Below are 26108 nucleotides of genomic sequence, written 5' to 3'. Positions count from 1 at the left end.
CCGCTCCTCGACTACTCCTCGATCAGCAGGCGGTCCCGGAGCTGGGCGAGCGTGCGGGCCAGCAGCCGGGAGACGTGCATCTGGGAGATGCCCACCTCCTGGGCGATCTGCGACTGCGTCATGTTGCCGAAGAAGCGCAGCAGCAGGATCTTCTTCTCGCGCGGCGGCAGGTCCTCCAGCAGCGGCTTGAGGGACTCCCGGTACTCCACGCCCTCCAGCGCCTCGTCCTCCGCGCCCAGGGTGTCCGCGACGGCCGGGGACTCGTCGTCCGTGTCGGGGACGTCCAGCGAGAGCGTCGAGTAGGCGTTGGCGGACTCCAGGCCCTCCAGCACCTCCTCCTCGGAGATCCCCAGGTGCTCCGCCAGCTCGTGGACGGTGGGGGCGCGGCCGTGCCGCTGGGAGAGCTCGGCCGTGGCCGTCGTCAGCGACAGCCGCAGCTCCTGGAGCCGGCGCGGGACCCGCACCGCCCAGCCCTTGTCGCGGAAGTGCCGCTTGATCTCGCCGACCACCGTGGGGGTGGCGTAGGTGGAGAACTCCACCCCGCGGTCCGGGTCGAAGCGGTCCACGGATTTGATCAGGCCGATCGTGGCGACCTGGGTGAGGTCGTCGAGCGGCTCGCCGCGGTTGCGGAAGCGCCGGGCCAGGTGCTCCACGAGGGGCAGATGCATCCGCACCAGGTGGTTGCGCAGCTCGGCCCGCTCCACGGAGCCGTCGGGGAGCTGCCGCAACTCGATGAACAGGGCGCGGGCGCCGCTGCGGTCGTGCGGATCCCCGTGCTGGTGGCGCTGCCGGCGCTGGTGCTGATCCATGTGGTCCGCCCGGTGGTCCGCCCGTTCCGATGGGTCGCTCACCCGCTCGGCCACCTGCTCCGGCGCCGGGACGGCCGGATCCACAGGAGCGGCCGGGTCCGGCGCGGTGGCCGGATCGAGGTCTTCCGGATCGGGCCGGGCAGGCTGCTGCGGGATGGCCGGAGCGCGCACTCCCCGCGATGACGCAGTACTCACGGAGCCCCCTCTTCCGTCACGGCTGCCCGGGGCCGGCGCCGCGCTTCTTGTGCAGGCTGATGCTCACCGTCCGGTCCTCCGCGACGGTGGAGTCGACCTCGCCGGCCAGGGCGGAGAGCACCGTCCAGGCGAAGGTGTCGCGCTCGGGGGCGCGGCCGTCCGTCGTCGGCGCCGAGACGGTCACCCGCAACGCGTCCCCGACGAGGCGGAAGACGCAGCTGAGCACGGAACCGGGAACGGCCTGTTGCAACAGGATGGCGCAGGCCTCGTCCACGGCGATGCGCAGGTCCTCGATCTCGTCGAGGGTGAAGTCCAGCCGGGCCGCGAGTCCGGCTGTCGCCGTCCGCAGCACCGACAGGTAGGCACCCGCAGCGGGCAGCCGGACTTCCACGAAGTCCTGGGTCGTCCCAGGCTCGCCAGCGATTGGGGACACCCTCACCTCCAAGGTGGCACAAGCTCATTGAGCTGTCGGGAGCGCCGGTCCCACGGCCCCCGGACGAGGGCGGCGCGGGCCGGTGCGGCACATGGTCCGGCTGAGACGCTATCGCGATCTGCGGTTCCGCGCCGCAGGCCCACGACTGTCACTCATGGTAAACCCGTAAGCACAGACGGTGGGTAGGGCTGTGCGGCCTCAAATCGAAAGCGAGGTCGGCCTGTTGGGATTTTCGTCACTCTGTGCGAGCGCCGCAAGGGCCTGGAGCGGTTCTCCTGACAACCTGCGGACCGTCCACTCGTCCATCGCCTCCGCGCCCAGCGATTCGTAGAAGGCGATCGACGGCGCGTTCCAGTCCAGCACTGACCATTCGAAACGCTGATAGCCCCGCTCCACGCAGATCCGGGCGAGCTCCGCCAGGAGCGCCCTGCCGTGGCCGCCGCCGCGGGCGTGCGGGCGCACGTAGAGGTCCTCCAGGTAGATACCGTGCGTACCCGTCCAGGTCGAGAAGTTGCGGAACCACAGGGCGAAGCCCACCGTTTCCCGACGGTCCGCGTCACTCTCCGCTATCAGCGCGAAGACCGCCGGGTCCGCGCCGAAGAGGGCGTCGCGCAGCTGTTCCTCGGTCGCCCGCGCCTCGTCCAGCGCCCTTTCGTACTCCGCCAGTTCGCGGACCATCGCGTGGATGTGGGGGACGTCGGCCGGAGTCGCGGGTCGGATCATGCGGGCATGATCTCAGACGATGTGTTCGTCCACGTAGCACCAGCGCCAGCTCTGGCCCGGCTCGAAGCTCCGCATCACCGCGTGCCCCGTCTCCTGGAAGTGCGCGGTGGCGTGGCGGTACGGGGACGAGTCGCAGCAGCCCACGTGCCCGCACACCAGGCACAGCCGCAGCTGCACCGGGTGGCTGCCCGCCGCCTCGCACTCCGGGCAGGTCAAGGTCAGCGGCGCCGGCTCGGGGCGCGGCATCTCGTCCACATGCGAACACTCGATCATGATGGCCAGGTTAGAGCGCGCGCGGAGCGCCGGGCGGAGAGGGTGGAGGAGCCATGGACGTCATGCCGCTGCTGACGCTGATCGCGGGCGGCGCCGCGGTCGCGGGAGCCGCCCGCAGGACCCCCGTGCCCGCGCCGCTGCTGCTCGTCGCGGCCGGCCTCGTCGCCTCGTACCTCCCGGGCGTACCGGACTACACCCTCGACCCCCACATCGTGCTGCCGCTGGTGCTGCCGCCCCTGCTGCACACCGCCGCCCTGGAGAGCTCCTACCTCGATCTGCGGGCCAACCTGCGGCCCGTGGCGCTGCTCAGCGTCGGGTACGTCCTCTTCGCCACCCTCGCCGTCGGCTATGTGGCCTCCCGCGCGGTGCCCGGGCTGCCGCCCGCCGCCGCGCTCGTCCTGGGCGCGGTGGTGGCCCCGCCGGACGCGGTGGCCGCCACCGCCATCGCCCGGCGGCTGGGGCTGCCGTCCCGGATCACCACGATCCTCCAGGGCGAGTCCCTGGTGAACGACGCGACCGCCATCACCGCCTACAAGGTCGCCCTCGCCGCCGCCGTCGGCACCGGCGCGACCTGGGCCGACGGCATCCGGGAGTTCGTCCTCGCCTCCGTCGGGGGCATCGGCGTCGGCCTGATCCTCATGGTGCCCATCCACTGGCTGCGCACCCACCTGCGGGACCCGCTGCTGCAGAACACCCTCTCGCTGCTCATCCCCTTCGTCGCCTACGCCGCGGCAGAGCAGGTGCACGCGTCCGGGGTGCTCGCGGTGGTGGTGGTCGCGCTGTACCTGGGGCACCGGTCCTGGCAGGTCGACTTCGCCACGCGGCTGCAGGAGGCGGCCGTGTGGAAGGTCGTCTCGTTCCTGCTGGAGTCGGCCGTCTTCGCCCTCATCGGGCTCCAGTTGCGGATCGTGCTGCGGGACCTGGGGGCGTACGGGGTGGGGGAGGCGCTGGGGTACGCGGCGGTGGTGTTCGCCGCGGTCGTCGTCGCGCGGTACGTGTGGGTCTTTCCGGGGACGTTCGTGCCGCGGATGCTGTTCCCGCGGATCCGGGAGCGGGAGCCCGACACGGACTGGAAGGCGCCGGTGGTGGTCGGGTGGGCCGGGATGCGGGGGGTGGTTTCGCTGGCCATCGCCTTCTCCATTCCCGTCGCCGCCGACGACGGGTCGCCGTTTCCCGCTCGGAGCCTGATCCTCTTTCTGACGTTCACGACGGTGATCGGGACGCTGGTGGTGCAGGGGCTCACCCTGCCCCCGCTCATCCGGCGGCTGCGGCTGCCCGCGCGGGACGTGGGCGCGGAGACGCTGGTGGAGGCGCAGGCGCAGAGCGAGGCGTCGGCGGCGGCGGAGCGGCGCCTGGCGGAGCTCCTCGCCGACGGCGAGCGGAACGCGCTGCCGCAGCCGTTGGCCGAGCGGTTGCGGGCGGTGCTGGAGCGGCGTCGCAACGCGGTGTGGGAGCGGCTGGGCGCGGTCGACGAGCGGACGGGGGAGTCCGTGGACGACACGTACCGGCGGCTGGCGCGCGAGGTGATCGGGGCGGAGCGGGAGGTCTTCGTGGCGCTGCGGGACGCGCGCCGCATCGACGACGAGATGCTGCGGACGCTGCTGCGGCGGCTGGACCTGGAGGAGGCGGCGGCGTACCGGGAGGGGGAGGGCGAGGGCTGAGGCCCTTACGGCGCCCCCGTGATGACGGCCACCACCCGTGTGCCGGGTGCGAACGCGCCCTCGCGGGCGAGCGTCGTCAGCCCGTACAGCATCTTCGCCACATACACGCGTTCCAGCGCGATGCCGTGCCGGTCGGTGAAGTCCCTTGTGAATTCGTCCAGCTCGGGCGTGCTCTTCGCATAGCCGCCGCCGTGGAAGCGGTCGTCCAGGATCCAGTCGCCGCGCCGGCCCCCGAAGGCCCCTTCCTGGAGGTCGCGTATCTCCGCCTCCAGGAAGCCCCCCTTCAGGACCGGGAAGCCGATCGCCCGCTGTCCGGCGGACAGCCCCGCCGCCAGACCCGCGAGCGTCCCGCCCGTGCCGCAGGCCACGCCCACCACGTCCGCGACGCCGCGCAGCTCGCGGCCGAGCTCGGTGCAGCCGAGGGCGGCCGCCGCGTTGCTGCCGCCCTCGGGGATGACGAACGCGTCCGGCGGGGCCAGGGACGCCAGGACCTCCGGTTCCGCCTTGCGGCGGTACGTCGCGCGGTCGACGAAGCGCAGCCGCATGCCGTCCGCCGCGCAGCGGGCCAGGGACGGGTTGAGGGGCCGGCCGGCCAGTTCGTCGCCCCGGACGACGCCGATCGTGCCGAAGCCCAGCAGGCGGCCGGCCGCCGCCGTGGCCCGGAGGTGGTTGGAGTACGCCCCTCCGAACGTGAGCAGCGTCCGGGCGCCGGACGCGGCCGCCGCCCGCAGATTGGGCTCCAGCTTGCGCCACTTGTTGCCCGGCAGGTCCGGGTGTATCAGGTCGTCCCGCTTGAGCAGCAGCCGCAGGCCCCGCTCGGCGAAGCGGTCGTCCGCGAGCTCCGTGAGCGGGGAGGGCAGGCACGGCCGCAGCGCCGCGAGACCGGCCGTGGCGGGGGGATTGTCGCTGGTCACGCAGTCCATTTTGTACTCTTGCGGTCGCCGACGACGACGTCGGTGACACCGCCAGGAAAGCGCAGAGCACCATTGGACTACCAGGCCGTCCTTGAAGAGGTCGCCGAATTCGCCCGGCCGCTGATCGGTCGCGGGCAGGTCGCCGACTACATCCCCGCCCTCGCCGAGGTGGACACCGGGCAGTTCGGCATCGCCGTCGCGGATGTCGACGGTCAGGTGTACGGCGTGGGGGACTGGGAGCGGCCCTTCTCGGTGCAGTCCATCTCGAAGGCGTTCAGCCTCGCGCTGGTGCTGGCCGAGGGCGGCGACCGGATCTGGGAGCGGGTGGGCACCGAGCCCTCCGGCAACCCCTTCAACTCGCTGGTGCAGCTCGAGTACGAGCACGGCATTCCGCGCAATCCGTTCATCAACGCCGGTGCGCTGGTCGTCACCGACCGGCTGCAGACGCTGACCGGGGACGCCAGCACGACGATGCTGGAGTTCCTGCGGGCGGAGAGCGGCAACCCGGACGTCTCCTTCGACGCGGCGGTGGCCAGGTCCGAGTCCGAGCACGGCGACCGCAACGCGGCGCTGGCCCACTTCATGGCCAGCTACGGCAATCTCGACAACCCCGTGCCGACGGTTCTGGAGCACTACTTCTGGCAGTGCTCCGTCGAGATGAGCTGCCGGGACCTGGCGCTGGCGAGCGGCTTCCTGGCCCGGCACGGGCTGCGGGCCGACGGGACGCGGCTGCTGCCGCGCCGCGAGGCCAAGCAGATCAACGCCGTGATGCTGACGTGCGGCACGTACGACGCGGCCGGCGACTTCGCCTACCGCGTGGGACTGCCGGGCAAGAGCGGCGTGGGCGGCGGCATCGTCGCCGTGATACCGGGACGCTGCACGCTGTGTGTGTGGAGCCCGGGGCTCGACGCCCGGGGGAACTCGGTCGCGGGCGTCGCGGCGCTGGACCACTTCACGACTCTTACCGGGTGGTCTGTTTTCTGACGCGGGGTGCCCCCGGGGGATGGGGCTGACTCGCGGGGCGGCGCCTCGCCGGGCATCGTGGGTGCCATGGAGCATGAGCTGCGCGCTGAGTACATCGACGGCAGGGCCGCCGCCGACCCCCGGGCCGAGATCAAGATCTGGCACGTGGTCCGGGAGGACGGCGCGACGACCGCGATGTGCGGACGGGAGCTGGAGGGCGCCGCCGCCGCGCGGTCGACGGACGACTGGGGCCGCCCGGACGTGCCGATGTGCCACTCCTGCGGGGCGCTCTACCTGCGTGAGCAGCCCTGAGAGCCCGTACCCCTCCTACGGGCAGCGGATGACCTGACCCGCGTACGACAGGTTGCCGCCGAAGCCGAACAGCAGGATCGGCGCGCCCGGCGCCACCCGGCCGGAGGCCACGAGCTTCGACAGCGCCAGCGGGATGCTCGCCGCCGACGTGTTGCCGGACTCGGTGACGTCGCTGGCGACGATCGCGTCCACCGCGCCCAGCTTCCGGGCCACCGGCTCGATGATGCGCAGGTTCGCCTGGTGGAGGACGACCGCCGCCAGCTCCTCCGGGGCGACTCCGGCCCGCTCGCAGACCGTGCGGGCGATCGGCGGCAGCTGCGTCGTGGCCCAGCGGTAGACGCTCTGGCCCTCCTGCGCGAAGCGCGACGGCGTGCCCTCGATCCGTACGGCGTGGCCCATCTCCGGCACCGAGCCCCAGACGACCGGGCCGATCTCCGGCTCGGCCGAGGCCGTGACCACGGCCGCGCCGGCGCCGTCGCCGACCAGGACGCAGGTGGTGCGGTCGGTCCAGTCCGCGACGTCCGTGAACTTCTCCACGCCGACGACCAGCGCGTTCGTCGCCGACCCGGCGCGGATGGCGTGGTCGGCGGTGGCGAGGGCGTGGGTGAAGCCGGCGCAGACGACGTTGATGTCCATGACGGCCGGGGAGGGCAGGCCCAGCGCGGCGGCGACGCGGGCGGCCGTGTTGGGGCTGCGGTCGACGGCGGTGCAGGTCGCGACGAGGACGAGGTCGATGTCGGCGGGGGTCAGCCCACTGTTGGCCAGGGCCTTGGCGGCGGCCTGGACGGCCATGTCGGCGACCGTCTCGGTGGGCTCGGCGACCCGGCGGGTGCGGATGCCGACGCGGGTGCGGATCCACTCGTCGCTGGTGTCGACCATGGCGGCCAGCTCGTCGTTGGTGAGCACCCTGGCCGGCTGGTAGTGGCCGAGGGCCAGTACACGGGACCCGGTCATCGGCGTTCCTCCTGCGGGCGCGGAATCGGGATCTCCCAGTTTCAACGCCGCACGGCGGCGGAGGGGTACGCGATCCGCCAATGTTCCGGCGGGTAAGTGGTGAGAAACGCACAGGGCCCGGCCGCCGGGGCGGCCGGGCCCTGACCCTACGGGTCGGTCACCCAACGGTGGGTCAGCGCAGCGACAGCGCCGTGCGGATCGTCGTGAACAGCTCGGTCTGGTCGGTGACGCCGAGGACGCGCTGGGACTGCGGGCCCTGGGCGGCGATCCGGACCTCGGTGCCGGTGTGCTCCTGGGACTGGCCCGGCGTGTTGGTGGAGTAGTTCACCTTCAGCTGCTGGCCCTCGTTGGTGACCAGGGTCGAGGACAGGCCGGGCGGGTTGGCCTCCAGCGGCACGATCTGGCTGCTGTGGCCGTGGTCGGCGGTGGTGACGACCAGGGTGTCGGGGTGCTTGGCGGCGTACTCGCGGGCGGCCTTGACCGCGCGGTCGAAGGCGGCGGTCTCGCCGATCTGGCCGCAGGGGTCGGCGGCGTGGTCGCGCTTGTCGATGGAGGCGCCCTCGACCTGGAGGAAGAAGCCGTTCTTCTTGCCCTTGCCGGTGTTCAGCAGCTCCAGCGCCTTGCGGGTCTGGCTCTCCAGGTCCGGGGTGCCGGCCTTGCGCTCGGGGTTGCTCGTCACACAGCGCTGGGCGGCGGTGCCGCCGACGGCGGCGTTCTTGCCGGTCCACTCGACGGGGACGTTGCCGGGGGCGAAGAGGCCCAGCACCGGCTTGCCGGCCTTTGCCGACGAGAGGCCCTTGGTGTCGGTCACGATCTGGTAGCCCAGCTTCTCGGCCTGCTGGGTGACGGTCAGACCCTGGTAGCGGCCCTCGGTGATCTTCTGGTCGAAGCGGTTCCTGCCGCCGCCCAGGAGGACGTCGACCTTGTGGTTGACGCTCTGCTCGGCGATCGAGCCCGGGCCGCCCTTGGCGATCGTGTCGTTCGGGCATGCCTTCATGTCGGCCGGGCCCTGGCAGCTGCGGTCGGTGGCGTGCGAGGCGAGGACGGCCGGGGTGGCGTCGGTCAGCTCGGCGGTGGTGACGCTGCCGGTGGCCAGGCCGTTCCGCTGGGCCAGCTCCAGGATGGTGGTCATCGGCTTGTCGGTGCCGGGCGTCTTGGATATCCGGCCGTTGACCGTCTTGCGGCCGGTCGCCCAGCCGGTGCCGCTGGCGGCGGAGTCGGTGACGTAGTCGGGCTTGCCGTCCTTGTCGACGGAGTACGTCGTGTAGGCGCCCGTCATCGGGAACTTGTCCATGTTGAGCCGGCCGCCCGCCCCCACGGTGTAGTCGCGGGCCAGGGTGATCTCCGAGTCGCCCATGCCGTCACCGATCAGCAGGATGACGTTCTTGGCGTTCTTCGGGGTGCGGCCCGCGACGTCCGACGGGCCGTGGTGCTCGGCCGCCGAGGCCGCGGCGGGCACCGCGATCCCGGCGACGAGCAGCGCGGCGGCGCCCCACGCGAGACGGCGTCGGTACGGACGAGAACCCATGGGATATTCCTTCCTGGAGGTCCGGGCGGGGTGCTCGGACGCACGAAGGACACCAGGGGCGGGTGTACCGCGGGGGTCGTACAGGTGACCTGGAGGTCACCGGGCGCTGTCGGGAGCGGTGGTGGAGGCGGGGGCGGGCGCTCCGGCGGCGTCGTCCTTCATCGCCTTCGTCTCGCTCTTGAGAATGCGCATGGATTTACCGAGGGCCCGTGCCGTGTCGGGCAGTTTCTTCGACCCGAACAGGACGACCATGACGAGCACGACCACGAGGAGATGCCAGGGCTCCAGTGCGTTCCGCAGCATGACGGCTCCACCGCCTCTCTACCGATCTCTACCGGCTCTTGTGACGTTCCGACCTGATGGCTGTCCACACAATACTTGCTAGATTGCGCAACTGGACAACCAAAGTTCGTGACAGCCCGTCCTACCGGGCAGAACGGCACGAACCGGGGGAGCGATGAGGGTACGGACATGACGGGCGCGCGAGGCAGGCCGAGGCATCGGATGCGGGTCGTCACCGTGGCCGCGGTGTCGTTCCTCCTGCTGCTCGTCGCCGGCGCCGGATGGGTGTACCTGCGGATCGACGGCAACATCAGCACGTTCGACGCCGACGGCCTGTCCAAGAACCGCCCCGGCGCGGGGGCGTCCGGCCGGAACGTCCTGGTGATCGGCTCGGATTCACGGGCCGGCGGCAATGCCGAGCTGGGCGGCGGCGAGGGCGACGTCGGTCGCTCGGACACCGCCTTCCTGCTGCACGTCTACGGCGACGGCGAGCACGCCGTGGCCGTCTCCATCCCCCGGGACACCCTCGTGGACATCCCGCCCTGCCTGCTCCCCGACGGCAGTTGGACGGCCGAGCAGCGGCACGTGATGTTCAACTCCGCCTTCACCGTGGGCGGCTCGGCCAAGGGCAACCCCGCCTGCACCCAGAACACCGTCGAGCGCCTCACCGGGCTGCGCGTCGACCACACGATCGTCGTCGACTTCGCGGGCTTCTCCGCGATGACGTCCGCCGTGGGCGGCGTCGACGTGTGCGTCCCCAAGGACGTCTACCGGGGCGACCTCAACCCCAACCTCGGCTCGCGCGGCGAACTCCTCTTCCATCAGGGCCGGCAGACCGTCTCCGGCCAGAAGGCGCTGGACTACGTACGGGTGCGGCACGGCATCGGCGACGGCTCCGACATAGGGCGCATCCAGCGGCAGCAGGCCTTCCTCTCCTCGATGATCAAGAAGGTCCGCTCCCAGGGCTTCAAGCCCGGCACCCTGCTCCCGCTCGCCGACGCGGCCACCAAGTCGATGACCGTGGACCCGGGGCTGGGCTCGGCCGACAAGATGCTGTCGTTCGCGATGTCGCTGAAGAACATCGACCTCCACGACATGAAGTTCATGACCTTGCCCTGGCGCTACGACGGCAACCGCGTGGCGGTCGTCCAGCCCGACGCGGACGCCCTGTGGGCCTCGATCCGGGCGGACCGGACGATCGACGGCAAGGACGCGGGCGGCAAGGGCGCGGGCCGGAAGGGGGCCGGGGGCGGCCCCTCGTCCTCGGAGTCCGTCTCCGGTGCCGGGGTGAAGGTCTCCGTCCGCAACGGCACCACCGTCGACGGGCTCGCCGCCCGCGCCGCCGCCTCCCTCAAGAGCAGCGGCTTCGAGGTCACGGACACCTCCACGGCCGGTTCGCAGGACGCGACGGGCACGGTGATCGAGTTCGGGCCGGGCGCGGCGGGCGACGCGCGGACCGTCGCCCGGCTCTTCCCCGGGGCGTTCGTGCGCGGCGCCGACATCAGCGGTGTCGTGATCACGCTCGGGCGGGACTACGCGGAGGCGCCTTCGGCCGCGCCCGCGCCCTCCTCATCCCCCTCGTCGCCTTCCTCCTCGCCGTCCGGGGCCCCCGGCGGCGCCCGCTCGGCCGACGACGACCCTTGTGCCAACCTCTCCTACGGCTGAGACGAGCTGAGGCGAGCTGGGACGAGACGTCCGAGACACAGGGGAAACGATATGCCTGATTGATCCGTTTTGGTGTTAGGTGCACAGTAGACCGTGAAGACGCCGAGGAGCCATGCCATGTCCGCCGTCGCTGTCCCCCGGGTGCCCGCCAGGCCGTTCCGGACCTGGCTCGTCCCCTTGATCGCAGCCTTGCTGACCTGCGCCGGCGCGCTGCTGTACGCCCCCGCCGCGCACGCCGCCGACACCGGCCTGGACGCCGCGGCCCAGGCGCTGCGCAAGGGCCCCGTCTACGTCGACCCCAGGGCCGCGGCACAACTGCCCGCCGCCGACGCCGAAGCCCTGGCGAAGAAGATCAAGGACGCGGACAAGCCGGTCTTCGTCGCCGTGCTGCCCAACGCCCCCGAGTTCCCGCAGAGCACGGTGCTGCGCGACCTGCGCACCAAGGTAGGGATCGCGGGCGTCTACGCCGTCCACCTCGGCGACAAGTTCAACGCGGCCGCCGACCGCTCGGTGGTCTCCCGCAACGCCGTGAGCAACCTCGTCGGGTCGGTCCAGCGGTCCGGCGGCGACGCCAAGACGCAGCTGAACGCCTTCGTCGACCAGGCCGACCGGACGGCCAGGGGCCACGCCCCCGGCTCCTGGGGCGGCGGCACCAAGGGCATCGGCGCCACGGGCCTGATCACCGGCGGCGCGGTCGTCGTCGCGGGCGGCGCCGGGGCGTACGCCCTCTACCGGCGCAACAAGCGCAGGCGCGAGGAGCGCGAGCGCGCCGAGCTGGACAAGCTGCGCGTGGTCGTCGACGAGGACATCACCGCGTTCGGCGAGGAGCTCGACCGGCTGGACTTCTCGCCCTCCGAGGCGGGCGTCACGGACGAGATGCGCGCGGACTACGCGCGGGCGCTGGACGCGTACGAGGACGCCAAGTCCCGGATGGCGGCGGCGGGGAGGCCGGAGGAGGTCCAAGGGGTCACCGAGACCCTCGACAACGGCCGCTTCGCCCTGGCGACGCTGGCCGCGCGCCGCGCGGGGGCGCCGCTGCCGGAGCGCCGGCTGCCCTGCTTCTTCGACCCGCGCCACGGGCCGTCCGTCCAGGACGTCCAGTGGGCGCCGCCCGGCGGCGCGCTCCGCACCGTACCGGCCTGCGCGGCGGACGCGGCGCGGCTCGCGGACGGGCAGGAGCCCATGACCCGCCAGGTCCAGACCGAGGCCGGTCCCCAGCCCTACTGGAACGCGGGCCCCGCGTACGGCCCCTGGGCGGGCGGCTACTTCGGGGGCGGCCTGCTGCCGGGGCTGTTGGTGGGGACGATGCTGGGCGGGCTGATGACGGGCCCGGCCTACGCGGCCCCCGGTGCGGACTACTCCGGTCCGGAGGGCGGGGACGACACCGGCGCCGACTTCAACCCCGACGACTTCGGGGGCGGCGGTTGGGGAGATGGCGGGGGCGGCGGGGACTTCGGAGGCGGCGGGGGCGACTTCGGCGGCGGGGGTTGGTGACGCCCCAGCCCCGCCCTTTCACCGTTTCCCAGGGGGCTCCGCCCCCTGGAACCCCCGTTCCGCGTCGGCGCGTGACCGGGCCAGCCACAGCACCCCGCCGTACACCGCCAGCACCACCCCGAGCAGCCCGTAGTACAGCGTCGGCAACGGTGACATCGACAGCATCGCCCCCAGCGGCGACAGCGGCAGCAGCAGTCCCACCACCGCCAGCCCCGCGACAGCCACCCGCACGGGCCGCGGCGCCCGCAGTCGTCCCGACCGCAGCAGCGCCATCACCATCGCCTGCGTCAGCAGGTTCTCCGTGAACCAGCCCGCGTGGAACGCGTCCTGCCCCGCCTCCGCCCCCAGCGACCGCACCGCCAGCGCGAGCACCGCGAACGTCGCGAGGTCGGCCGTGGCGTTGAGCAGGCCGAAGCCGGTCACGAAGCGGAGCAGGGCGCGGGGGCGCAGCACCGCCGGGCGGGTGTGGGCGCGGTCGTCCTGGCGGTCGAAGGCGAGGGCGAGCTGGGCCGCGTCGAAGAAGAGGTTCTGGACGAGCACCTGCGCCGGCAGCATCGGCAGGAACGGCAGCATCAGCCCGGCCACCAGCATCGCGATCACGTTGCCGAAGTTCGACGACAGGGTGATCCGCAGGTAGGCGGAGATGTTCGCGGTGGCGCCCCGGCCGGCGACGATGGCCCGGTCGAGGGAGGTGAGGTCCTTCGAGGCGAGGACGACGTCGGCCGCCTCCCGGGCCACGTCCACGCCGTCGCGCGGGCAGACGCCGACGTCGGCGGCGTGGAGGGCGGCCAGGTCGTTGACGCCGTCGCCGAGGAAGCCCGTGGCGTGGCCCGCGCCGCGCAGGGCGCGGACGACGCGGGCCTTGTGGGCGGGGGCGCAGCGGGCGAAGACGGTGGTGCCGGCGGCGAGGCGGGCGAGCTCCGCGTCGTCGAGTTCGTCGATGCGCTCGCCGGTGATGGGGGTGCCGGGATCCAGCCCCAGTTCGCGGCAGACCCGGGCGGCGGTGCCCGGGTGGTCGCCGGTGAGGACCTTGACGGTGACGCCGTTCCGGGCGAGGGCGGCGAGGGCCTCGGCGGCGGTGGGCGCGGGGGCGTCGGCGAGGCCCACGAAGCCGGTGAAGGTCAGGTCGCGTTCGTCGGCCTCGGTGTACGGGCGGTCGCGCGCGGGGCGCTCGGCGCGGGCGACGGCCAGGACGCGCAGGCCCTCGGCGGCCAGGTCGTTCGCGCGGCGGGTGAGCCGGGCCCGTTCGGCGGGGTCGAGGGCGCAGCGGTCCAGGACGTCCTCGGGGGCGCCCTTGACGACGAGCGTGTGGGTGCCGGCGAGGGCGAAGCGGGGGTCGCCGGGGAGACGGACGACGGCGGTGGACAGCCGGCGGCCGGGCCCGCAGGGCAGCGCGTCGACGCCCTCGAAGAGGGCGAACCGGGGGTCGTCGTCCGCCGCTTCGAGGACGGCCTCGTCGAGGGCGTCGGGCACGGGCAGCTCGGCCAGGTGGAGGGTCCACAGGGCGTTGACGGCGGCCCAGCGCAGGACGTCCTGGTCGGCGTGGCCGGCGGCGTCCTCGGCGAGGGCGAGGACGGGCCGGTCCTCGGTGAGGGTGCCGGTCTTGTCCACGCACAGCACGTCGACCGCGCCCAGGTCGTGGAGGGCGGGCAGCCGGCGGACGATCACCTCGCCGTCGCGGGCGAGCAGCGCGGCGCCGCGTGCCAGCGCGGAGGTGACGATCACGGGCAGCATCTCGGGCGTCAGCCCGACGGCGACGGCGACGGCGAACGGCAGGGTGGCGAGCCCCCGGCCGCGCACGAGGGCGTCGGCGAGGAGGACGAGGGGCGCGGTGAGCAGCATGAACCGGATGAGGGTCCAGGCGATGCCGTTGACCGACCGGTCGAAGGGGCGGGGGAGGCGCCCGCGCCGGCCGGGTCCGGGGCCCGTGTCCCGGCCGTCGGCCGGGAGGGCGCCGGAGAGGACGGTGTCGCGTCCGGTGGCGACGACGACGCCGCTGCCGGTGCCCGAGACGACGCTGCTGCCCTGGAGGCACAGGTGGCCCGGCGCGGTCGCGGTGGTGGCGCCGGGGGCGGACTTGTCGGCCGGCGCCGACTCGCCCGTCAGCGCCGCCTCGTGGACGGTCAGTCCCGTGGCGCGCAGCAGGCGCAGGTCGGCGGGGACGAGGTCGCCGGGGCCGAGGAGGACCAGGTCGCCCGGGACGAGCTGTTCGACGGGCAGTTCCCGGGTGGCCGGGGGCGCGGACTCGGTGGCCCGGCGGCGGACGGTGGCGGTGGTGGCGACCAGTTCGCGCAAGGAGGCCGCCGAGCGGTCGGCGCGGTGCTCGCCGGTCGCCCGCAGCACGCAGCTGACCGTGACCAGGACGGCGATGACGCAGGCCGTGCCCCAGGAGGCCATGACCGAGGAGACCAGGCCGAGGAAGAGCAGGACGGCGGTGAAGGGGTCGCGCAGGCTGCGCGCGAAGCGGCGCGGCCAGGAGGCCGGGCGGCGGCCGGGGAAGACGTTCTCGCCGTGGCGCGCGAGGCGTGCGTCGGCCTCCGCCTCGGTCAGCCCTCGGGGCCCGCTCTCCAGGGCGCGCAGCACCTCCAGCGAGGTGCCGCCCGTGTCCCGGCCGGGGGCCGTACGGGCCTCAGGCGCCCAGGCCACGGAGGCGTCCGGCGCCGGCGTTCACCCCGGTGTCGGCGGTCTCGGCCCTGCGCTCGGCGAGCTGGCCGACCATGAGCCGGACGATGGTCACCACGTCGGGGTCGTCCACCAGGTAGACGACCCGGCGGCCCTCGCGCCGGGAGCGCACCAGGCCGGCGAGCTTCAGCTTCGCCAGGTGCTGGCTGATGGCGGGCAGCGCGCCGCCGACCCGCTCGGCCAGCCCGCTGACGTCGCTCTCGCCCTGGGCCAGCGCCCAGACCAGGTGCAGCCGGGCGGAGGAGGCGAGCAGACCGAAGGCGGCGGCCGCCTCGGCCAGCACCTCGGCCGACGGGTCGCACGTGCCGTCGAGGGACCCTTCGAGACTCCCGAAGCTCCCGACGCCTGCCGTCACTGTCGCTCTCCCATCCCCGTGATTTCCCCCGGCGGTCCGCACGCCCGGAAGGCCCCAGTCTAGGCATCGCGCCGGGTGGGCGGTCCGACATGCACCCGTCGTGGGATGGGCAGGGTGGTACCGACAGGAACCGGTCACAAGGGGGAGGACATGGAAATCTCGGGAATCGTCAGTGCGATCGTGATCGGCGCGTTCATCGGTGTCCTGGGCCGGCTGGTCGTTCCGGGCCGTCAGCACGTGGGCGTCGTGATGACGGTCGTCATCGGCATCGTGGCGGCCTTCGTGGGCGCCCTCATCTCTCATCCGCTCGGTCTCTACGACACCAAGGGCATCACCTGGCTCGTCTGGGTGGTCCAGATCGTCCTGGCGGCCCTGGGCATCGCCTGGTACGACCGCCGGAAGCGGCGCTGAGGGCGCCCGCGTTCCCGTGGGGCTTCAGGAGAGCTTGCCGTCGTAGTCCGGCAGCTTGAAGGTCCGCTCCGCGTGCCCGCCGACGAGGTCGGTGGTGTTGTTCCCGATGTTGGCGACGATCGTGTAGCCCTTGGCCTCGATCTCCGCCCGCTTGGCGGTCTTGTACGTGCTCACGTCCTGGAAGAGGTCCGGGAGGTGCCGCACGTACAGGCCGTCGACGGGGTAGCCGACCTTGCGCAGGTTCCACTCCGTGGCCGGGGTGAGCACGCCGGGGCGCGCGGTGACGAAGAAGACGGCCGCCCCGCGCTCGTGCGCGAAGCGCGCGAGCTCCAGGACGGGCGCGACGGCGGGCGTGGGCACGGTGGCCCAGTGGAAGTCCGTCTCCAGCGAGGTGTTGTCGATGTCGAGGACGACGGCCTGCTTCCGCCCGTCCGCGTGCGCGGCGCGCTCGGCGACGTAGGGCTCGGCCCGGTCGACGACCGCCCGGACGTCGCGGATCCACGCGTCGTGGTCGATGCCCTTGAGGCCGGCGGTGCCGGACGTCCGCGCGGTGGCCGCCTCGGCGGGGGTGGCGGCCGTACCCGCCATGACCAGCGCGACGGCGGCCACGACGGTCGCGGCGGCTCGGCGGGCCGTGATCGTTTCGCTCATGCGTGGCATGCTCACGACGGCCGGTGGCGGGGCGGCGTCGCGTACTTGAACGGCACGCGTCGCGGGGATGCACCGTTGCCCCTAGCGGGACCGGACCTCCGCCTCCACCATCTTCTCCATCGGGTCCACGGCCAGCCATCCCGTCATCACGATCGCGAGGACCACCGCCGCCCCCGCGAGCACGTTGCCCAGCCACACCACCGTGTGCGCGGGCAGGGTGTACGCCGCGACCACCCGGGAGACCGACTCGGCCAGCAGGGCGGTGCCCCACACGAGGGAGAAGCGGCGCTCGGCGCGGCGGAAGCGCGCGGATTCACGCGAGAGCCGCTCCCACGCGGCGGTCTTCGCGGGGTCGCCGCCCTTGGTGATCCACGGCTTGAGGCCCGCGGTCATCATCGGACGCCCGGCGAGCACGGAGACCAGCACGCCCGCCCCGATCATCCCGCTGCCGGCGCTGTCCTTGGCGAGCATCAGCCGGGCGTCGCCCGTGACAGCGCTCATCGCCAGGCCGATGGCGTTGACGACGAGCATCAGGGTGGCGAGCGCGTTGAGCCGGCGGTCCTTGACGACCGACCAGAGCGAGCGCGCCGCCGGGAGGACGCTCGTCCAGGCGAGGGCGGCGACGGTGCCCATGCCGAAACCGTCGGTCAGGACGTAGTACCCGGCCATGGGCACCACGGCGTCCACGACCAGCGGCGTCAGGCTCTGCGCCAGGGCCCGGCCCTCCCCGGCGGGCGCGGGGGCGGCGGGGGCGGGGGCGGGGGTGAGTGTCTGCATGGGTACAGACTCACGGGAGGACCCGCCCCGGCAGCAGAGCGAAGCGTCCTCGAGCGGCCGTGACTTTTGTCAGTGTGACGTGCGGGGCGCCACTACTGACCAGGTGTCGTGAGCGCTCTGAAGGCGGGCCGGCGCAGGGCTTCCTCGAGCGAGGTCCGCCAGTGCGGCATGGGCGGAAGGCCGGCCGCCGCCCATCGTTCGTGGCCGAGCACGCTGAAGGCGGGACGGGGAGCGGGTCGCGCGTAGGCGGCCGAGGTGGTGGGGCGGACGCGCCGCGGGTCGAGGCCGGCCAGCTCGAAGACGGTCCGGGCGAGGCCCATCCAGGTGGTCCGGCCCCCCGCGGTGGCGTGGTAGATCCCGGGCGGGGCGGTGCCCGCCAGCGCGGCGCCGCCCAGGAGGGCGAGCCGCTCGGCCACCGCGTAGGACCAGGTCGGCTGACCGTGCTGGTCGTCGACCACGTCCAGGGTGTCCCTCGTTTCGGCGAGCTCCAGGACGGTGGTGACGAAGTCGCGGCCGTGCTCCCCGTAGAGCCAGGACGTGCGGACGACGTAACCGGCGTCGGGCAGGAGCCCGACGACCGCGCGCTCTCCGGCCAGCTTGCCGCGACCGTAGGCGTTCACCGGCGCGGTGGCGGCGTCCTCGCCGTACGGGGTCCGGGCCTCGCCGGAGAAGACGTAGTCGGTCGACACCTGGAGCAGCCGGGCCCCCACCCTCCCGCAGGCGTCGGCGAGATGACGAACGCCGGTGCCGTTCACCGCTGTCGCGGCGGCTTCCGAGGCTTCCGCGCCGTCGACGTCGGTCCACGCGGCGGCGTTGACCACGATGTCGTGGCCGGCGACGGCCTCGCGCACGGCGGCGGCGTCGGTGATGTCGAGTTCCGTGCGGCGCAGTCCGGTCACCTCGGCGGTGGGGTCCGTGCCGAGGACCGCGAGGAGGTCCTGCCCGAGCTTGCCCGCCGCTCCGGTCACGAGCCACCTGACGCGGCGCGTGTGCGGGGTGCGCTCTTCGGGAGTCATGACCGGACCGCCGCCTTCGCCGTGAGCGCCTCCCACCAGTCACGGTGGTCCAGGTACCAGGCGATGGTGTCCTTCAGCCCCTGCTCGAAGGGCACGCGCGGGGCGTAGCCCAGTTCCCGGCGGGCCTTGTCGCAGGCCAGGGAGTACCGCAGGTCGTGCCCCAGGCGGTCCGGGACGTGCTCGACCATGTCCCAACCCGCCCCCGTCGCCAGCAAGAGCATGTCCACCAGTTCCCAGTTCGTCAGCTCGGTGCCGCCGCCGATGTGGTAGACCTCGCCGGCCCGGCCGTGGCGCAGGGCCAGCCGGATGCCGTGGCAGTGGTCCGACACGTGCAGCCAGTCGCGGACGTTGCGCCCGTCGCCGTACAGCGGGACCTTCTTTCCGTTCAGCAGGTTGGACAGGAAGAGCGGGACGGCCTTCTCGGGGAACTGGTACGGGCCGTAGTTGTTGGAGCAGCGGGTCACCACGACGTCCATGCCATGGGTCCGGTGGTAGGCGAGGGCGAGCAGGTCGGAGGCGGCCTTGGAGGCCGCGTAGGGCGAGTTGGGCGCGAGGGGGGACTCCTCCGTCCATGAGCCGGACGGGATCGAGCCGTACACCTCGTCCGTCGAGACGTGCAGGAAACGGCCGACACCGTGCCGGGCGGCCGCGTCCAGCAGCACCTGGGTGCCCTGCACATTGGTCGTCACGAACGGTCCGGAGCCCGCTATGGACCGGTCGACGTGGGACTCGGCGGCGAAGTGGACGACGGCGTCGTGACCGGGCATCACCTGCTCGACCAGGTCGGTGTCGCAGATGTCGCCGTGGACGAAGGAGTGGTGGGGGTGGTCCGCCACGGGGGCGAGGTTGGCCCGCACACCGGCGTAGGTCAGTTTGTCCAGGACGGTGATCCGCACGTCCCGCATATCGGCGTCATGTGTCAAGAGCGAGGACCGGACGAATTCCGACCCGATGAAGCCGGCTCCGCCGGTGACGAGTAGGCGCATGATCGCCAACCGTACTGGGGCTGCTGTGACTTGCGATAGTGATATGACTGGAGTGATGCAAGTGAAAGTTGCCTTGTGCCCCCGTGCCCGGTCACGGAGGTGAGGGGAACTCAAGCTCAGTCGAAGGGGGGCAGCGGGCCGAGGCGCGAGCCGCCGGTCCGCAGACATCGATGCGCGGCATCCTTCTGGCCGGCGGGACCGGCTCCCGGCTCTGGCCGGTCACCCGAGCGGTGTCCAAACAACTCATGCCGGTGTTCGACAAACCCATGATCTACTACCCGTTGACCACGCTGATGATGGCGGGGATCAGCGAGATCCTGGTGATCACCACCCCGGAGGAGCAGGAGCAGTTCCGGCGCCTGCTCGGTGACGGTTCGCACCTCGGCCTGCGGCTGAGCTACACGGCCCAGGAGCGCCCCGAGGGGATCGCCCAGGCCTTCGTGCTCGGAGCCGACTTCATCGGTGACGGACCGGTGGCCCTGATCCTCGGTGACAACATCTTCCACGGCGGGGGGCTGGGCACCCGGCTCCGCCGGTACACCGACATCAAGGGTGGCCGGATCTTCGCCTATCCGGTGTCCGATCCCACGGCGTACGGCGTCGTCGAGTTCGACGACGAGGGCTCGGTCGTCTCCATCGAGGAGAAGCCGGCCAGGCCGAGATCCCGGTACGCCGCCGCCGGGCTGTACTTCTACGACAACGACGTCGTGGAGATCGCGGCGGCCCTGCGCCCGAGCGCCCGGGGAGAGCTGGAGATCACGGCGGTCAACGAGGAGTACCTGCACCGTGGTGCGCTGAGCGCGACCGTGCTCGACCGGGGCACCGTCTGGCTGGACACCGGGACGTTCCCCGCGCTCGTCCAGGCCTCCGAGTACGTACGGGTGATAGAGGAGCGCCAGGGCTACAAGATCGGTTGCGTGGAGGAGGTCGCGTGGCGGTGCGGCCTCATCGACGACCACCAACTGCGCGAACTGAGCCGCCCCCTGCTCAAGAGCGGGTACGGCCGGTACCTGCTCGATCTGCTCGACGACGCACACCAGGAGCGGTGAAGCCCATGAGGACACGCCGGATGACGATCGAGGGCGCCTGGGAGGTGACGCCGCGTCTCCACACCGACGACCGCGGCATGTTCACCGAGTGGTACCGCTTCGACCGGCTCGCCGAGGCGGTCGGCCACCCCTTGCGCCTGGCGCAGGCCAATCTGTCCGTCTCCCGCCGCGATGTGGTGCGCGGCATCCATTTCGCCGATGTGCCACCGGGTCAGGCCAAGTACGTGACCTGCGTGCGCGGCGCGGTCCTGGACGTCGTCGTCGACCTGCGTGTGGGGTCGCCGACCTACGGCCACTGGGAGAGCACCCGGCTGGACGACACCGACCGCCGGGCGGTCTACCTCGCCGAGGGGCTGGGCCACGGCTTCCGCGCGCTCACCGACGACGCGACGGTGTCCTACCTCTGCTCGGAGCCGTACGACCCGGCTCGCGAGCACACCGTCCACCCCTTCGACCCCGAACTGGCCGTCGACTGGGGCGCCGTGGCACCCGTGCTGTCCCCGCGCGACGAGGCCGCCCCCTCCCTGGCCGAGGCGCGCGCGGCCGGCCTGCTCCCCGACTACCGGGCCTGCCGCGCCGCGATGGACCAGGGCTCCTCGCTCGATTGACCCCGGCGGCCGGAATTCGACCGTAGCCGGCGAATTCACGCACGGCTGACCGGCCGAATTCATTCGATTCAGGGTGTGGGACTTTTCCGTCCGAAGACGGCGTGGTTCCACACTCCCTCTGGTGGTACATTGCCGCCATGGTCACTCCTGCACATGCGCTGTACGCCCGCTAGGCAGCTTTCTCCCGCATGCGGCCCGACGCTTTCGGCGTCCCGGCGCGTGCCCGGCGGCCTTTCCCCACGAGTTTCCCGGCTTCGGCCACAGGTTGCTTCTGGGGCATACGCGCATCCCCCGTGAGGGGGATATCTACGCAGGAGTCTTCCCGTACATGGCAGCAACACAACCCGACGTCGGATCATCGCCCGCGAGCGAGGCCGGGCATCCGACGAAGATCGACAGGGCACTGCTCAAGGTGGCCGCCGCGGTGATCGCCGGATCGATCATGGCGATCCTGGACACCACGGTCGTCACCATCGCCCTCCAGACCCTGATCGTCGAATTCAAGACGTCCTTCGACACGATCCAGTGGGTGACCACCGCCTACATGCTCGCCCTGGCCACCGTCATCCCGGTGACCGGCTGGGCGGCGGAACGCTTCGGCACCAAGCGGCTGTACGCCTTCGCGCTCGTCCTGTTCCTGGCCGGCTCCGTCCTGGCCGGGCTGGCCTGGAACGTGGGTTCGATGATCGTCTTCCGGGTCCTCCAGGGGCTCGGCGGCGGCATCCTCACCCCCGCCGGCATGACCATCCTGACGAAGGCCGCGGGCCCGGGCCGGGTCGGCCGGGTGATGTCCCTGCTCGGTGTGCCGATGCTGCTGGGCCCGCTGGCCGGTCCCATCCTCGGTGGCTGGCTCGTCGACTCCGTCAGCTGGCGCTGGATCTTCTACCTCAACGTTCCCATCGGCCTGGTGGCCCTGCTGCTGACCCTGCGGTACCTGCCCCGTGACGCCGAGCCGACCCGCCGCGCCTTCGACGTCCTGGGCATGCTCATGCTCTCCCCGGGGGTGGCGCTGCTGCTCTACGGCATTTCGAACATCCCTCGGGCCGGCGGTGTGACCCCCGGAGTCTGGATTCCCGCCCTGCTGGGTCTGGCCCTGGTCGCGGGATTCACGGTCCGGGCGGCCCGCGTCGAGAACCCCCTGCTGGACCTGGGGCTGTTCCGCAACAAGCGGTTCACGATCGCCATCTCGACCCTGTCCGTCTTCAGCGTCTCCTTCTTCGGCGTCATGATCGTGCTGCCCACGTACTTCCTGATGGTGCGCGGGCTCACGGCGCTGGAGGCGGGTGTGCAACTGCTGCCGCTGGGGCTCGGCGCCGTCGTGACGATGCCGCTGGCGGGCAAGCTGGCCGACCGGATCGGGCCGGGCAAGGTGGTCGTCCCCGGGCTGGTCCTGATCGCGAGCGGGCTCGCCGTCTTCACCCGGGTCGGCCCCGGCAGCGGGTACTGGACGGTGCTGGCACCGGGGCTCTTCGTCGTCGGACTGGGCGTCGGCGGCACCATGATGCCGGTCATCTCCTCCGCCCTGCAGCTGCTGGAGGGGCCCGCCGTGGCGCGGGGCTCGACCACGGCCAACATCATTCAGCAGGCGTTCGGCGCCATCGGGTCCGCGGTCGTCTCGATCGTGCTGGCCGCCGGGCTGGCCGACCAGTTCGACGTGCCGGTCAGCCAGGGCCAGCTGGTCGCCACCGAGGCCCTCGCCGACCCCCTCCGGCGGGGCGCGGCGCTCGAGCTCGTCTCGGACACCTACACCACGACGTTCACCTGCTCCCTGGCGCTCATGGTGGTGTGCCTGGTGCCCGCCTTCTTCCTGTTCCGGCAGCCGCCCGGGGCACGGGGACCGGGCGGGCACTGAGGAGAGGAACGGCGGCGGAGCCGTGCCCCGTACGGCTCCGCCGACCCCGGCGCCCGGCCGCCGACCCGGGAACGTCCGGGCAGGTCAGGTAGGGTGGATCGGTCGGTGGCGAGGGGAAAACAGGGCCTGATGACGAACGTTGAGCACGAGATCACCTGGACTGACGCCAAGGGTCTCGCCCACTCCGCGCTGTGGTACGCGGAGAACGCCGCCCCGCCGCCGCGCACCGTCGTCGTCGCCGACGACCGGCTCAAGGCGGACACCGCCTACCGCATGGCCTCCGAAGGCACCGCGATCCTGTGGACCGGTGACTTCCAGAACGCCCGCCAGCTGCTGTCGGCGATGGGCCGCCGGGCCGACCGCAAGCGACGCCGGTTCGCGGACGACCCCGCCATCGCCTTCAACCAGCACCGCCAGGCCCGCGCGCTGCGCGCCCGCATCCTCGGCAGCCTCCTGATCCGGCTGGACGCGGGCGCCGTGGCCGACCTGCGGCGCGCCCCGGACGTCCGCGAGGCCTGCGCCGGGGCCGGCTGCCCTCTCGACCGGCCGTTCGTCTGCTCGCTGGTGTCCCTGCTGGGCATGATCGGAGCGCACGAGTGGCGGCGCAAGGGCGTCGAGGTGCCCGCCCTCGGCGCGAGGATCCACCCGTACTACGGCGTCTTCTCCCCGGTGCGCGGGGAGTACGTCGACCTGGTGGCGCAGGCGCCCCTGCCGCCCGGGGACCCCGCGCGGTCGGTGGCGTTCGACATCGGTACGGGCTCGGGCGTCCTCGCGGCGGTGCTCGCCCGGCGCGGGGTCGGCAGCGTCGTCGCCACGGACCAGAACCCGCGCGCCCTGGCCTGCGCGGAGGACAACATCGCCCGGCTGGGCCTGGCCGACCGGGTACGGGTGGTCGAGGCGGACCTGTTCCCCGCGTCGGGCCGCGCCTCGCTCGTGGTGTGCAACCCGCCGTGGCTGCCGGCCAAGCCCACCTCCGCGCTGGAATCGGCGGTGTACGACCCGGGTGGCCGCATGCTGCGCGAGTTCCTCCGGCTGCTGCCCCGGCACCTCGAGCCGGGCGGCGAGGGCTGGCTGATCCTCTCGGACCTCGCCGAGCACCTCGGCCTGCGGACCCGTGAGGACCTGCTGGAGCTCATCGACCGCTCCGGGCTGCAGGTCCTGGGCCGACTGGACATCGCGCCGCGGCACTCACGGGCGAGCGACCCGGACGACCCCCTGCACGCCGCCCGATCCGCCGAGGTCACCTCGCTCTGGCGCCTGGGACTCCGCTGAGCACAGCGCCTTCCCACCGGACACCGACACCCCGAGGGGGCGAACCGCGACAGCGGTTCGCCCCCTCGGGGTTTCTCGTCCCGTCATCCCGCCGCATGACGTGAATTGTCGCGAAGCACGTTTATTTGAACATGCATGCACTCGTCTCCCCGTCTTGATGCGGTGGAAAGGGGAAAAGGTGCGTGATTTCCATGCCACGTACCTATGCGTCCCTTTCACGAAGGCGGTCCGAACTGCCGTGATGTGCCGGATCTAAGTGATCAACTGCTCGGTTCGCCGCATACGAAAATCAGCCGCCTTGTCATAAGCGGCGAGGGTGCGGCCCGGTCCGTCAAATCAGGTCAACGGCCCAGTGGCGGCGGTCGGCGGGGAGGGCGGGAACAAGCCAACTTCCGGAAATTCGCGCTGTCCCGGCTCATGTGATGGGTGATACCTAAGTGGCCTCAGCGCACCAAGCAGTCTGAAGTGATCTGCGATACGGGGGGTGATGCCATGAACAGGTCATTGGTCGCGTATGTCGTACGTCCGCCGTCCTCCTCGTGCTCCCGTCGCGGTATCCACAGGTGCCACCACCGATGTCCTACCGAGCCGGAGTGATGGATGGACCACCTGGAAGTTCCCGTTCTCATCGTCGGCGGCGGCCTGACCGGCCTGTCCGCCGCGCTCTTCCTGCGTCAACAGGGCGTTGACTGCCTGCTGGTGGAGCGGCACCGGGACACGACGTTCCTGACCCGCGCGTCGGGCATCAACTCGCGCACGATGGAGCTGCTGCGCAACGCGGGTCTCGAGGAGACCGTGGTGGGCCGCAGTCTCCAGCTCATCGAAGGCAAGCGCTGGCGTGAACTCGGCCAGCCCACCGACCAGATCCCGTGGGTCGTCCTGCGCGCCCGCAACCTCGCCGACATCAAACAGGCCATGATCGTCGAGGAGCCCTCCCTCGACATGTCCGATGTCAGCCCCACCCGCTCCCAGTGGTGCGGCCAGGACAAGCTGGAGCCCATCCTGCGGGACGAGGCCGTCCGCCGGGGCGCCGACATCCGCTTCCACACCCAGCTCGAGTCGTTCACCCAGCACGCGGACCATGTGGAAGCGCTGATCACCAACCGTACGACGGGTGAGCAGACGACCGTCCGGGCCGCCTACGTCATCGGCGCCGACGGTGTCCGCAGCCGTATCCGGCAGGCCCTGGACATCACCAGCACCGGGCACGGTTCGCTGGGCAAGGCCATGAGCGTCCTGTTCAAGGCCGACTTCGACCCTGTGCTGCAGGGTCGCCGGTTCGTCATCAGCTACATCGCGAACCCCGCCGCCCCGGGGGTGCTGCAGACGTTCGACGAGGACCGGTGGATCTTCGGCTTCTTCTGCGACGCCCACCGCGCCGGGGGCGACGACTTCGGCCCCGAGCGCTGTGAACAGATCGTCCGCACCGCCCTGGACATCCCCGACGTCCCCCTCGACATCCAGCTCACCCAGCCCTGGGAGATGTCGCACAACGTCGCGGACGCCTATCGAAGCGGCCGGGTGTTCCTGGCCGGCGACGCCGCTCATGTCCACCCGCCGGCCGGGGCGTTCGGCGCCAACGGCGGCATCCAGGACGGACACAACCTGGCCTGGAAGCTCGCCGCCGTGCTCAAGGGCTGGGCGGGAGAGGAACTGCTCGACACCTACCAGCAGGAACGGCACGCGGTCGGCGCCGAGATCGCCGACCAGGCGTGGATGCGCCACACCTTCCGGCTGAACGACGACGGCGAGCTCGGCGCCAAGCTCATCGACACCAAGGTCGTCGCCGTCGGCCACCGGTACTCCTCCGACGCCGTGGCCGGACCGGGGTACCCCACCGCGATCCCCCGTGAGCTCACGCTCAAGGGCGAGCCGGGCTATCGCGTACCGCACCTGTGGTTCGACAAGGAGGGTGAGCGCGTCTCCTCGGTCGACCTCGCGGTCGACGGATTCGTGCTGCTGACGCGCCAGGACGGCGCCGCCTGGGCGACCGCCGCGGAGCGCGCGGCGGCGACGGCCGGCATCCCCCTGACGGCGCACGTGCTCGGCACGACGCTGACGGACCCCGAGGACTCGCTGACCGAGGCCACCGGGCTGGGTTCCGGCGGCGCCCTGCTCATCCGTCCCGACGGCTTCGTCGCCTGGCGCTCCGACGAGGCGGCCGACGATCCCCAGGCCGCCCTGACCGAGGTCCTCGACCGCATCCTGGCCCGCCCGGGCCGGCCGGCCACCGCGCAGTAGGA

Annotated in this window: 25 protein-coding genes; 11 read left to right on the top strand and 14 right to left on the bottom strand. The window is 72.2% G+C overall.

Annotated elements, in window-relative coordinates; translation table 11 throughout:
• Positions 1-11 precede the first annotated feature (11 nt).
• The 4 genes from IE096_RS12480 to IE096_RS12465 form a co-directional block, all read right to left on the bottom strand.
• On the bottom strand, positions 12-1004 hold the full coding sequence (locus IE096_RS12480) for an RNA polymerase sigma factor SigF (RefSeq protein WP_229820126.1): 993 nt from the start codon (positions 1002-1004) through the stop codon (positions 12-14).
• A gap of 16 nt (positions 1005-1020) precedes the next feature.
• Positions 1021-1437, bottom strand: a complete 417-nt coding sequence (locus tag IE096_RS12475; RefSeq protein ID WP_126915983.1) for an ATP-binding protein — start codon at positions 1435-1437, stop codon at positions 1021-1023.
• Between the two features lie 198 nt (positions 1438-1635).
• Positions 1636-2160, bottom strand: coding sequence for a GNAT family N-acetyltransferase (locus tag IE096_RS12470; RefSeq protein ID WP_189451492.1), 525 nt, complete (start codon positions 2158-2160; stop codon positions 1636-1638).
• 12 nt (positions 2161-2172) lie between these two features.
• Complete coding sequence (locus tag IE096_RS12465; RefSeq protein ID WP_189451491.1) at positions 2173-2433, bottom strand: UBP-type zinc finger domain-containing protein; 261 nt, start codon at positions 2431-2433, stop codon at positions 2173-2175.
• 53 nt (positions 2434-2486) lie between these two features.
• Between IE096_RS12465 and IE096_RS12460 the strand changes: the two genes are divergently transcribed.
• Positions 2487-4094, top strand: a complete 1608-nt coding sequence (locus IE096_RS12460) for a Na+/H+ antiporter (RefSeq protein ID WP_189451490.1) — start codon at positions 2487-2489, stop codon at positions 4092-4094.
• Positions 4095-4099: 5 nt separating this feature from the next.
• Here IE096_RS12460 and IE096_RS12455 read toward each other — a convergent pair whose 3' ends face one another.
• Entirely contained in the window at positions 4100-5017 is a 918-nt protein-coding gene (locus tag IE096_RS12455) for a 1-aminocyclopropane-1-carboxylate deaminase/D-cysteine desulfhydrase (protein WP_189451489.1), read from the bottom strand.
• A 63-nt stretch (positions 5018-5080) separates the two neighbouring features.
• On the opposite strand from IE096_RS12455, the gene IE096_RS12450 reads away from it, so the two are divergent.
• Together IE096_RS12450 and IE096_RS12445 are read left to right on the top strand one after the other, a co-directional pair.
• Positions 5081-5992 carry a glutaminase gene (locus IE096_RS12450; RefSeq protein WP_126915988.1) on the top strand — a complete coding sequence of 304 codons (912 nt, stop codon included), beginning with the start codon at positions 5081-5083 and terminating at the stop codon, positions 5990-5992.
• A 66-nt stretch (positions 5993-6058) separates the two neighbouring features.
• Entirely contained in the window at positions 6059-6283 is a 225-nt protein-coding gene (locus IE096_RS12445; RefSeq protein WP_189451488.1) for a hypothetical protein, read from the top strand.
• 15 nt (positions 6284-6298) lie between these two features.
• On the opposite strand, the gene IE096_RS12440 is transcribed toward IE096_RS12445, so the two are convergent.
• From IE096_RS12440 to tatA, 3 genes are all read right to left on the bottom strand, one after another.
• On the bottom strand, positions 6299-7237 hold the full coding sequence (locus IE096_RS12440; protein WP_189451487.1) for a beta-ketoacyl-ACP synthase III: 939 nt from the start codon (positions 7235-7237) through the stop codon (positions 6299-6301).
• A 172-nt stretch (positions 7238-7409) separates the two neighbouring features.
• Complete coding sequence (locus IE096_RS12435; protein ID WP_189451486.1) at positions 7410-8765, bottom strand: alkaline phosphatase; 1356 nt, start codon at positions 8763-8765, stop codon at positions 7410-7412.
• A gap of 96 nt (positions 8766-8861) precedes the next feature.
• Entirely contained in the window at positions 8862-9068 is a 207-nt protein-coding gene (gene tatA / locus IE096_RS12430; protein WP_189451485.1) for a Sec-independent protein translocase subunit TatA, read from the bottom strand.
• A 168-nt stretch (positions 9069-9236) separates the two neighbouring features.
• Here tatA and IE096_RS12425 point away from each other — a divergent pair, with 168 nt between their 5' ends.
• Together IE096_RS12425 and IE096_RS12420 are read left to right on the top strand one after the other, a co-directional pair.
• The gene (locus tag IE096_RS12425; protein WP_189451484.1) at positions 9237-10712 is read left to right on the top strand and encodes an LCP family protein; all 1476 of its coding nucleotides are present in this window, start codon (positions 9237-9239) and stop codon (positions 10710-10712) included.
• Between the two features lie 117 nt (positions 10713-10829).
• A complete protein-coding gene (locus IE096_RS12420) occupies positions 10830-12206 on the top strand; it encodes a hypothetical protein (protein ID WP_189451483.1) in 1377 nt (458 codons plus the stop codon).
• An 18-nt stretch (positions 12207-12224) separates the two neighbouring features.
• Here the strand turns inward: IE096_RS12420 and mgtA are convergent, their stop codons facing one another.
• Complete coding sequence (mgtA, locus tag IE096_RS12415) at positions 12225-14852, bottom strand: magnesium-translocating P-type ATPase (protein WP_189451482.1); 2628 nt, start codon at positions 14850-14852, stop codon at positions 12225-12227.
• Positions 14836-15243 (bottom strand): ArsR/SmtB family transcription factor, encoded by a 408-nt coding sequence (locus tag IE096_RS12410; protein ID WP_189451481.1) that lies wholly within the window; start codon positions 15241-15243, stop codon positions 14836-14838. Before IE096_RS12410 ends, mgtA begins: the two co-directional genes overlap by 17 nt.
• Before the next feature lie 150 nt (positions 15244-15393).
• On the opposite strand from IE096_RS12410, the gene IE096_RS12405 reads away from it, so the two are divergent.
• Entirely contained in the window at positions 15394-15654 is a 261-nt protein-coding gene (locus IE096_RS12405; RefSeq protein WP_126915997.1) for a GlsB/YeaQ/YmgE family stress response membrane protein, read from the top strand.
• Between the two features lie 24 nt (positions 15655-15678).
• Here IE096_RS12405 and IE096_RS12400 read toward each other — a convergent pair whose 3' ends face one another.
• The 4 genes from IE096_RS12400 to rfbB form a co-directional block, all read right to left on the bottom strand.
• Positions 15679-16305, bottom strand: coding sequence for an HAD family acid phosphatase (locus IE096_RS12400; RefSeq protein WP_189451480.1), 627 nt, complete (start codon positions 16303-16305; stop codon positions 15679-15681).
• 81 nt (positions 16306-16386) lie between these two features.
• Positions 16387-17082 (bottom strand): VC0807 family protein, encoded by a 696-nt coding sequence (locus IE096_RS12395; protein ID WP_189451479.1) that lies wholly within the window; start codon positions 17080-17082, stop codon positions 16387-16389.
• A 92-nt stretch (positions 17083-17174) separates the two neighbouring features.
• Complete coding sequence (rfbD, locus tag IE096_RS12390) at positions 17175-18098, bottom strand: dTDP-4-dehydrorhamnose reductase (protein ID WP_189451478.1); 924 nt, start codon at positions 18096-18098, stop codon at positions 17175-17177.
• Complete coding sequence (gene rfbB, locus IE096_RS12385) at positions 18095-19084, bottom strand: dTDP-glucose 4,6-dehydratase (protein WP_189451477.1); 990 nt, start codon at positions 19082-19084, stop codon at positions 18095-18097. Before rfbB ends, rfbD begins: the two co-directional genes overlap by 4 nt.
• 170 nt (positions 19085-19254) lie before the next feature.
• Between rfbB and rfbA the strand changes: the two genes are divergently transcribed.
• The 5 genes from rfbA to IE096_RS12360 all read left to right on the top strand — a co-directional run bounded on the left by rfbA (position 19255) and on the right by IE096_RS12360 (position 26106).
• Positions 19255-20133, top strand: a complete 879-nt coding sequence (rfbA, locus tag IE096_RS12380) for a glucose-1-phosphate thymidylyltransferase RfbA (RefSeq protein WP_189451476.1) — start codon at positions 19255-19257, stop codon at positions 20131-20133.
• Between the two features lie 5 nt (positions 20134-20138).
• A complete protein-coding gene (locus IE096_RS12375; RefSeq protein WP_189451475.1) occupies positions 20139-20741 on the top strand; it encodes a dTDP-4-dehydrorhamnose 3,5-epimerase family protein in 603 nt (200 codons plus the stop codon).
• A gap of 328 nt (positions 20742-21069) precedes the next feature.
• Entirely contained in the window at positions 21070-22593 is a 1524-nt protein-coding gene (locus IE096_RS12370) for a DHA2 family efflux MFS transporter permease subunit (RefSeq protein ID WP_189451474.1), read from the top strand.
• Positions 22594-22722: 129 nt separating this feature from the next.
• Positions 22723-23865 carry a methyltransferase gene (locus IE096_RS12365; RefSeq protein ID WP_189451473.1) on the top strand — a complete coding sequence of 381 codons (1143 nt, stop codon included), beginning with the start codon at positions 22723-22725 and terminating at the stop codon, positions 23863-23865.
• Between the two features lie 600 nt (positions 23866-24465).
• On the top strand, positions 24466-26106 hold the full coding sequence (locus tag IE096_RS12360) for an FAD-dependent oxidoreductase (RefSeq protein ID WP_189451472.1): 1641 nt from the start codon (positions 24466-24468) through the stop codon (positions 26104-26106).
• The last annotated feature ends 2 nt before the right edge of the window (positions 26107-26108 follow it).

This window comes from Streptomyces abikoensis, assembly GCF_014648775.1.
Taxonomy (GTDB): domain Bacteria; phylum Actinomycetota; class Actinomycetes; order Streptomycetales; family Streptomycetaceae; genus Streptomyces; species Streptomyces abikoensis.
The sequence above is the reverse complement of the archived record's forward strand: the minus strand, read 5'-3'. Positions and strand labels throughout refer to the sequence as shown.

What these genes read in the sequence shown, in the direction of transcription:
- IE096_RS12425 (WP_189451484.1), top strand. Translation starts at nt 9,237, where the DNA reads ATGACGGGCGCGCGAGGCAGGCCGAGGCATCGGATGCGGGTCGTCACC.
- IE096_RS12370 (WP_189451474.1), top strand. Translation starts at nt 21,070, where the DNA reads ATGGCAGCAACACAACCCGACGTCGGATCATCGCCCGCGAGCGAGGCC.
- IE096_RS12435 (WP_189451486.1), bottom strand. Translation starts at nt 8,765, where the DNA reads ATGGGTTCTCGTCCGTACCGACGCCGTCTCGCGTGGGGCGCCGCCGCG.
- IE096_RS12460 (WP_189451490.1), top strand. Translation starts at nt 2,487, where the DNA reads ATGGACGTCATGCCGCTGCTGACGCTGATCGCGGGCGGCGCCGCGGTC.
- rfbD (WP_189451478.1), bottom strand. Translation starts at nt 18,098, where the DNA reads ATGACTCCCGAAGAGCGCACCCCGCACACGCGCCGCGTCAGGTGGCTC.
- IE096_RS12465 (WP_189451491.1), bottom strand. Translation starts at nt 2,433, where the DNA reads ATGATCGAGTGTTCGCATGTGGACGAGATGCCGCGCCCCGAGCCGGCG.
- rfbB (WP_189451477.1), bottom strand. Translation starts at nt 19,084, where the DNA reads ATGCGCCTACTCGTCACCGGCGGAGCCGGCTTCATCGGGTCGGAATTC.
- IE096_RS12470 (WP_189451492.1), bottom strand. Translation starts at nt 2,160, where the DNA reads ATGATCCGACCCGCGACTCCGGCCGACGTCCCCCACATCCACGCGATG.
- IE096_RS12420 (WP_189451483.1), top strand. Translation starts at nt 10,830, where the DNA reads ATGTCCGCCGTCGCTGTCCCCCGGGTGCCCGCCAGGCCGTTCCGGACC.
- tatA (WP_189451485.1), bottom strand. Translation starts at nt 9,068, where the DNA reads ATGCTGCGGAACGCACTGGAGCCCTGGCATCTCCTCGTGGTCGTGCTC.
- IE096_RS12455 (WP_189451489.1), bottom strand. Translation starts at nt 5,017, where the DNA reads ATGGACTGCGTGACCAGCGACAATCCCCCCGCCACGGCCGGTCTCGCG.
- rfbA (WP_189451476.1), top strand. Translation starts at nt 19,255, where the DNA reads ATGCGCGGCATCCTTCTGGCCGGCGGGACCGGCTCCCGGCTCTGGCCG.
- IE096_RS12360 (WP_189451472.1), top strand. Translation starts at nt 24,466, where the DNA reads ATGGACCACCTGGAAGTTCCCGTTCTCATCGTCGGCGGCGGCCTGACC.
- IE096_RS12440 (WP_189451487.1), bottom strand. Translation starts at nt 7,237, where the DNA reads ATGACCGGGTCCCGTGTACTGGCCCTCGGCCACTACCAGCCGGCCAGG.
- IE096_RS12395 (WP_189451479.1), bottom strand. Translation starts at nt 17,082, where the DNA reads ATGCAGACACTCACCCCCGCCCCCGCCCCCGCCGCCCCCGCGCCCGCC.
- IE096_RS12445 (WP_189451488.1), top strand. Translation starts at nt 6,059, where the DNA reads ATGGAGCATGAGCTGCGCGCTGAGTACATCGACGGCAGGGCCGCCGCC.
- IE096_RS12400 (WP_189451480.1), bottom strand. Translation starts at nt 16,305, where the DNA reads ATGAGCGAAACGATCACGGCCCGCCGAGCCGCCGCGACCGTCGTGGCC.
- IE096_RS12375 (WP_189451475.1), top strand. Translation starts at nt 20,139, where the DNA reads ATGAGGACACGCCGGATGACGATCGAGGGCGCCTGGGAGGTGACGCCG.
- IE096_RS12405 (WP_126915997.1), top strand. Translation starts at nt 15,394, where the DNA reads ATGGAAATCTCGGGAATCGTCAGTGCGATCGTGATCGGCGCGTTCATC.
- IE096_RS12365 (WP_189451473.1), top strand. Translation starts at nt 22,723, where the DNA reads ATGACGAACGTTGAGCACGAGATCACCTGGACTGACGCCAAGGGTCTC.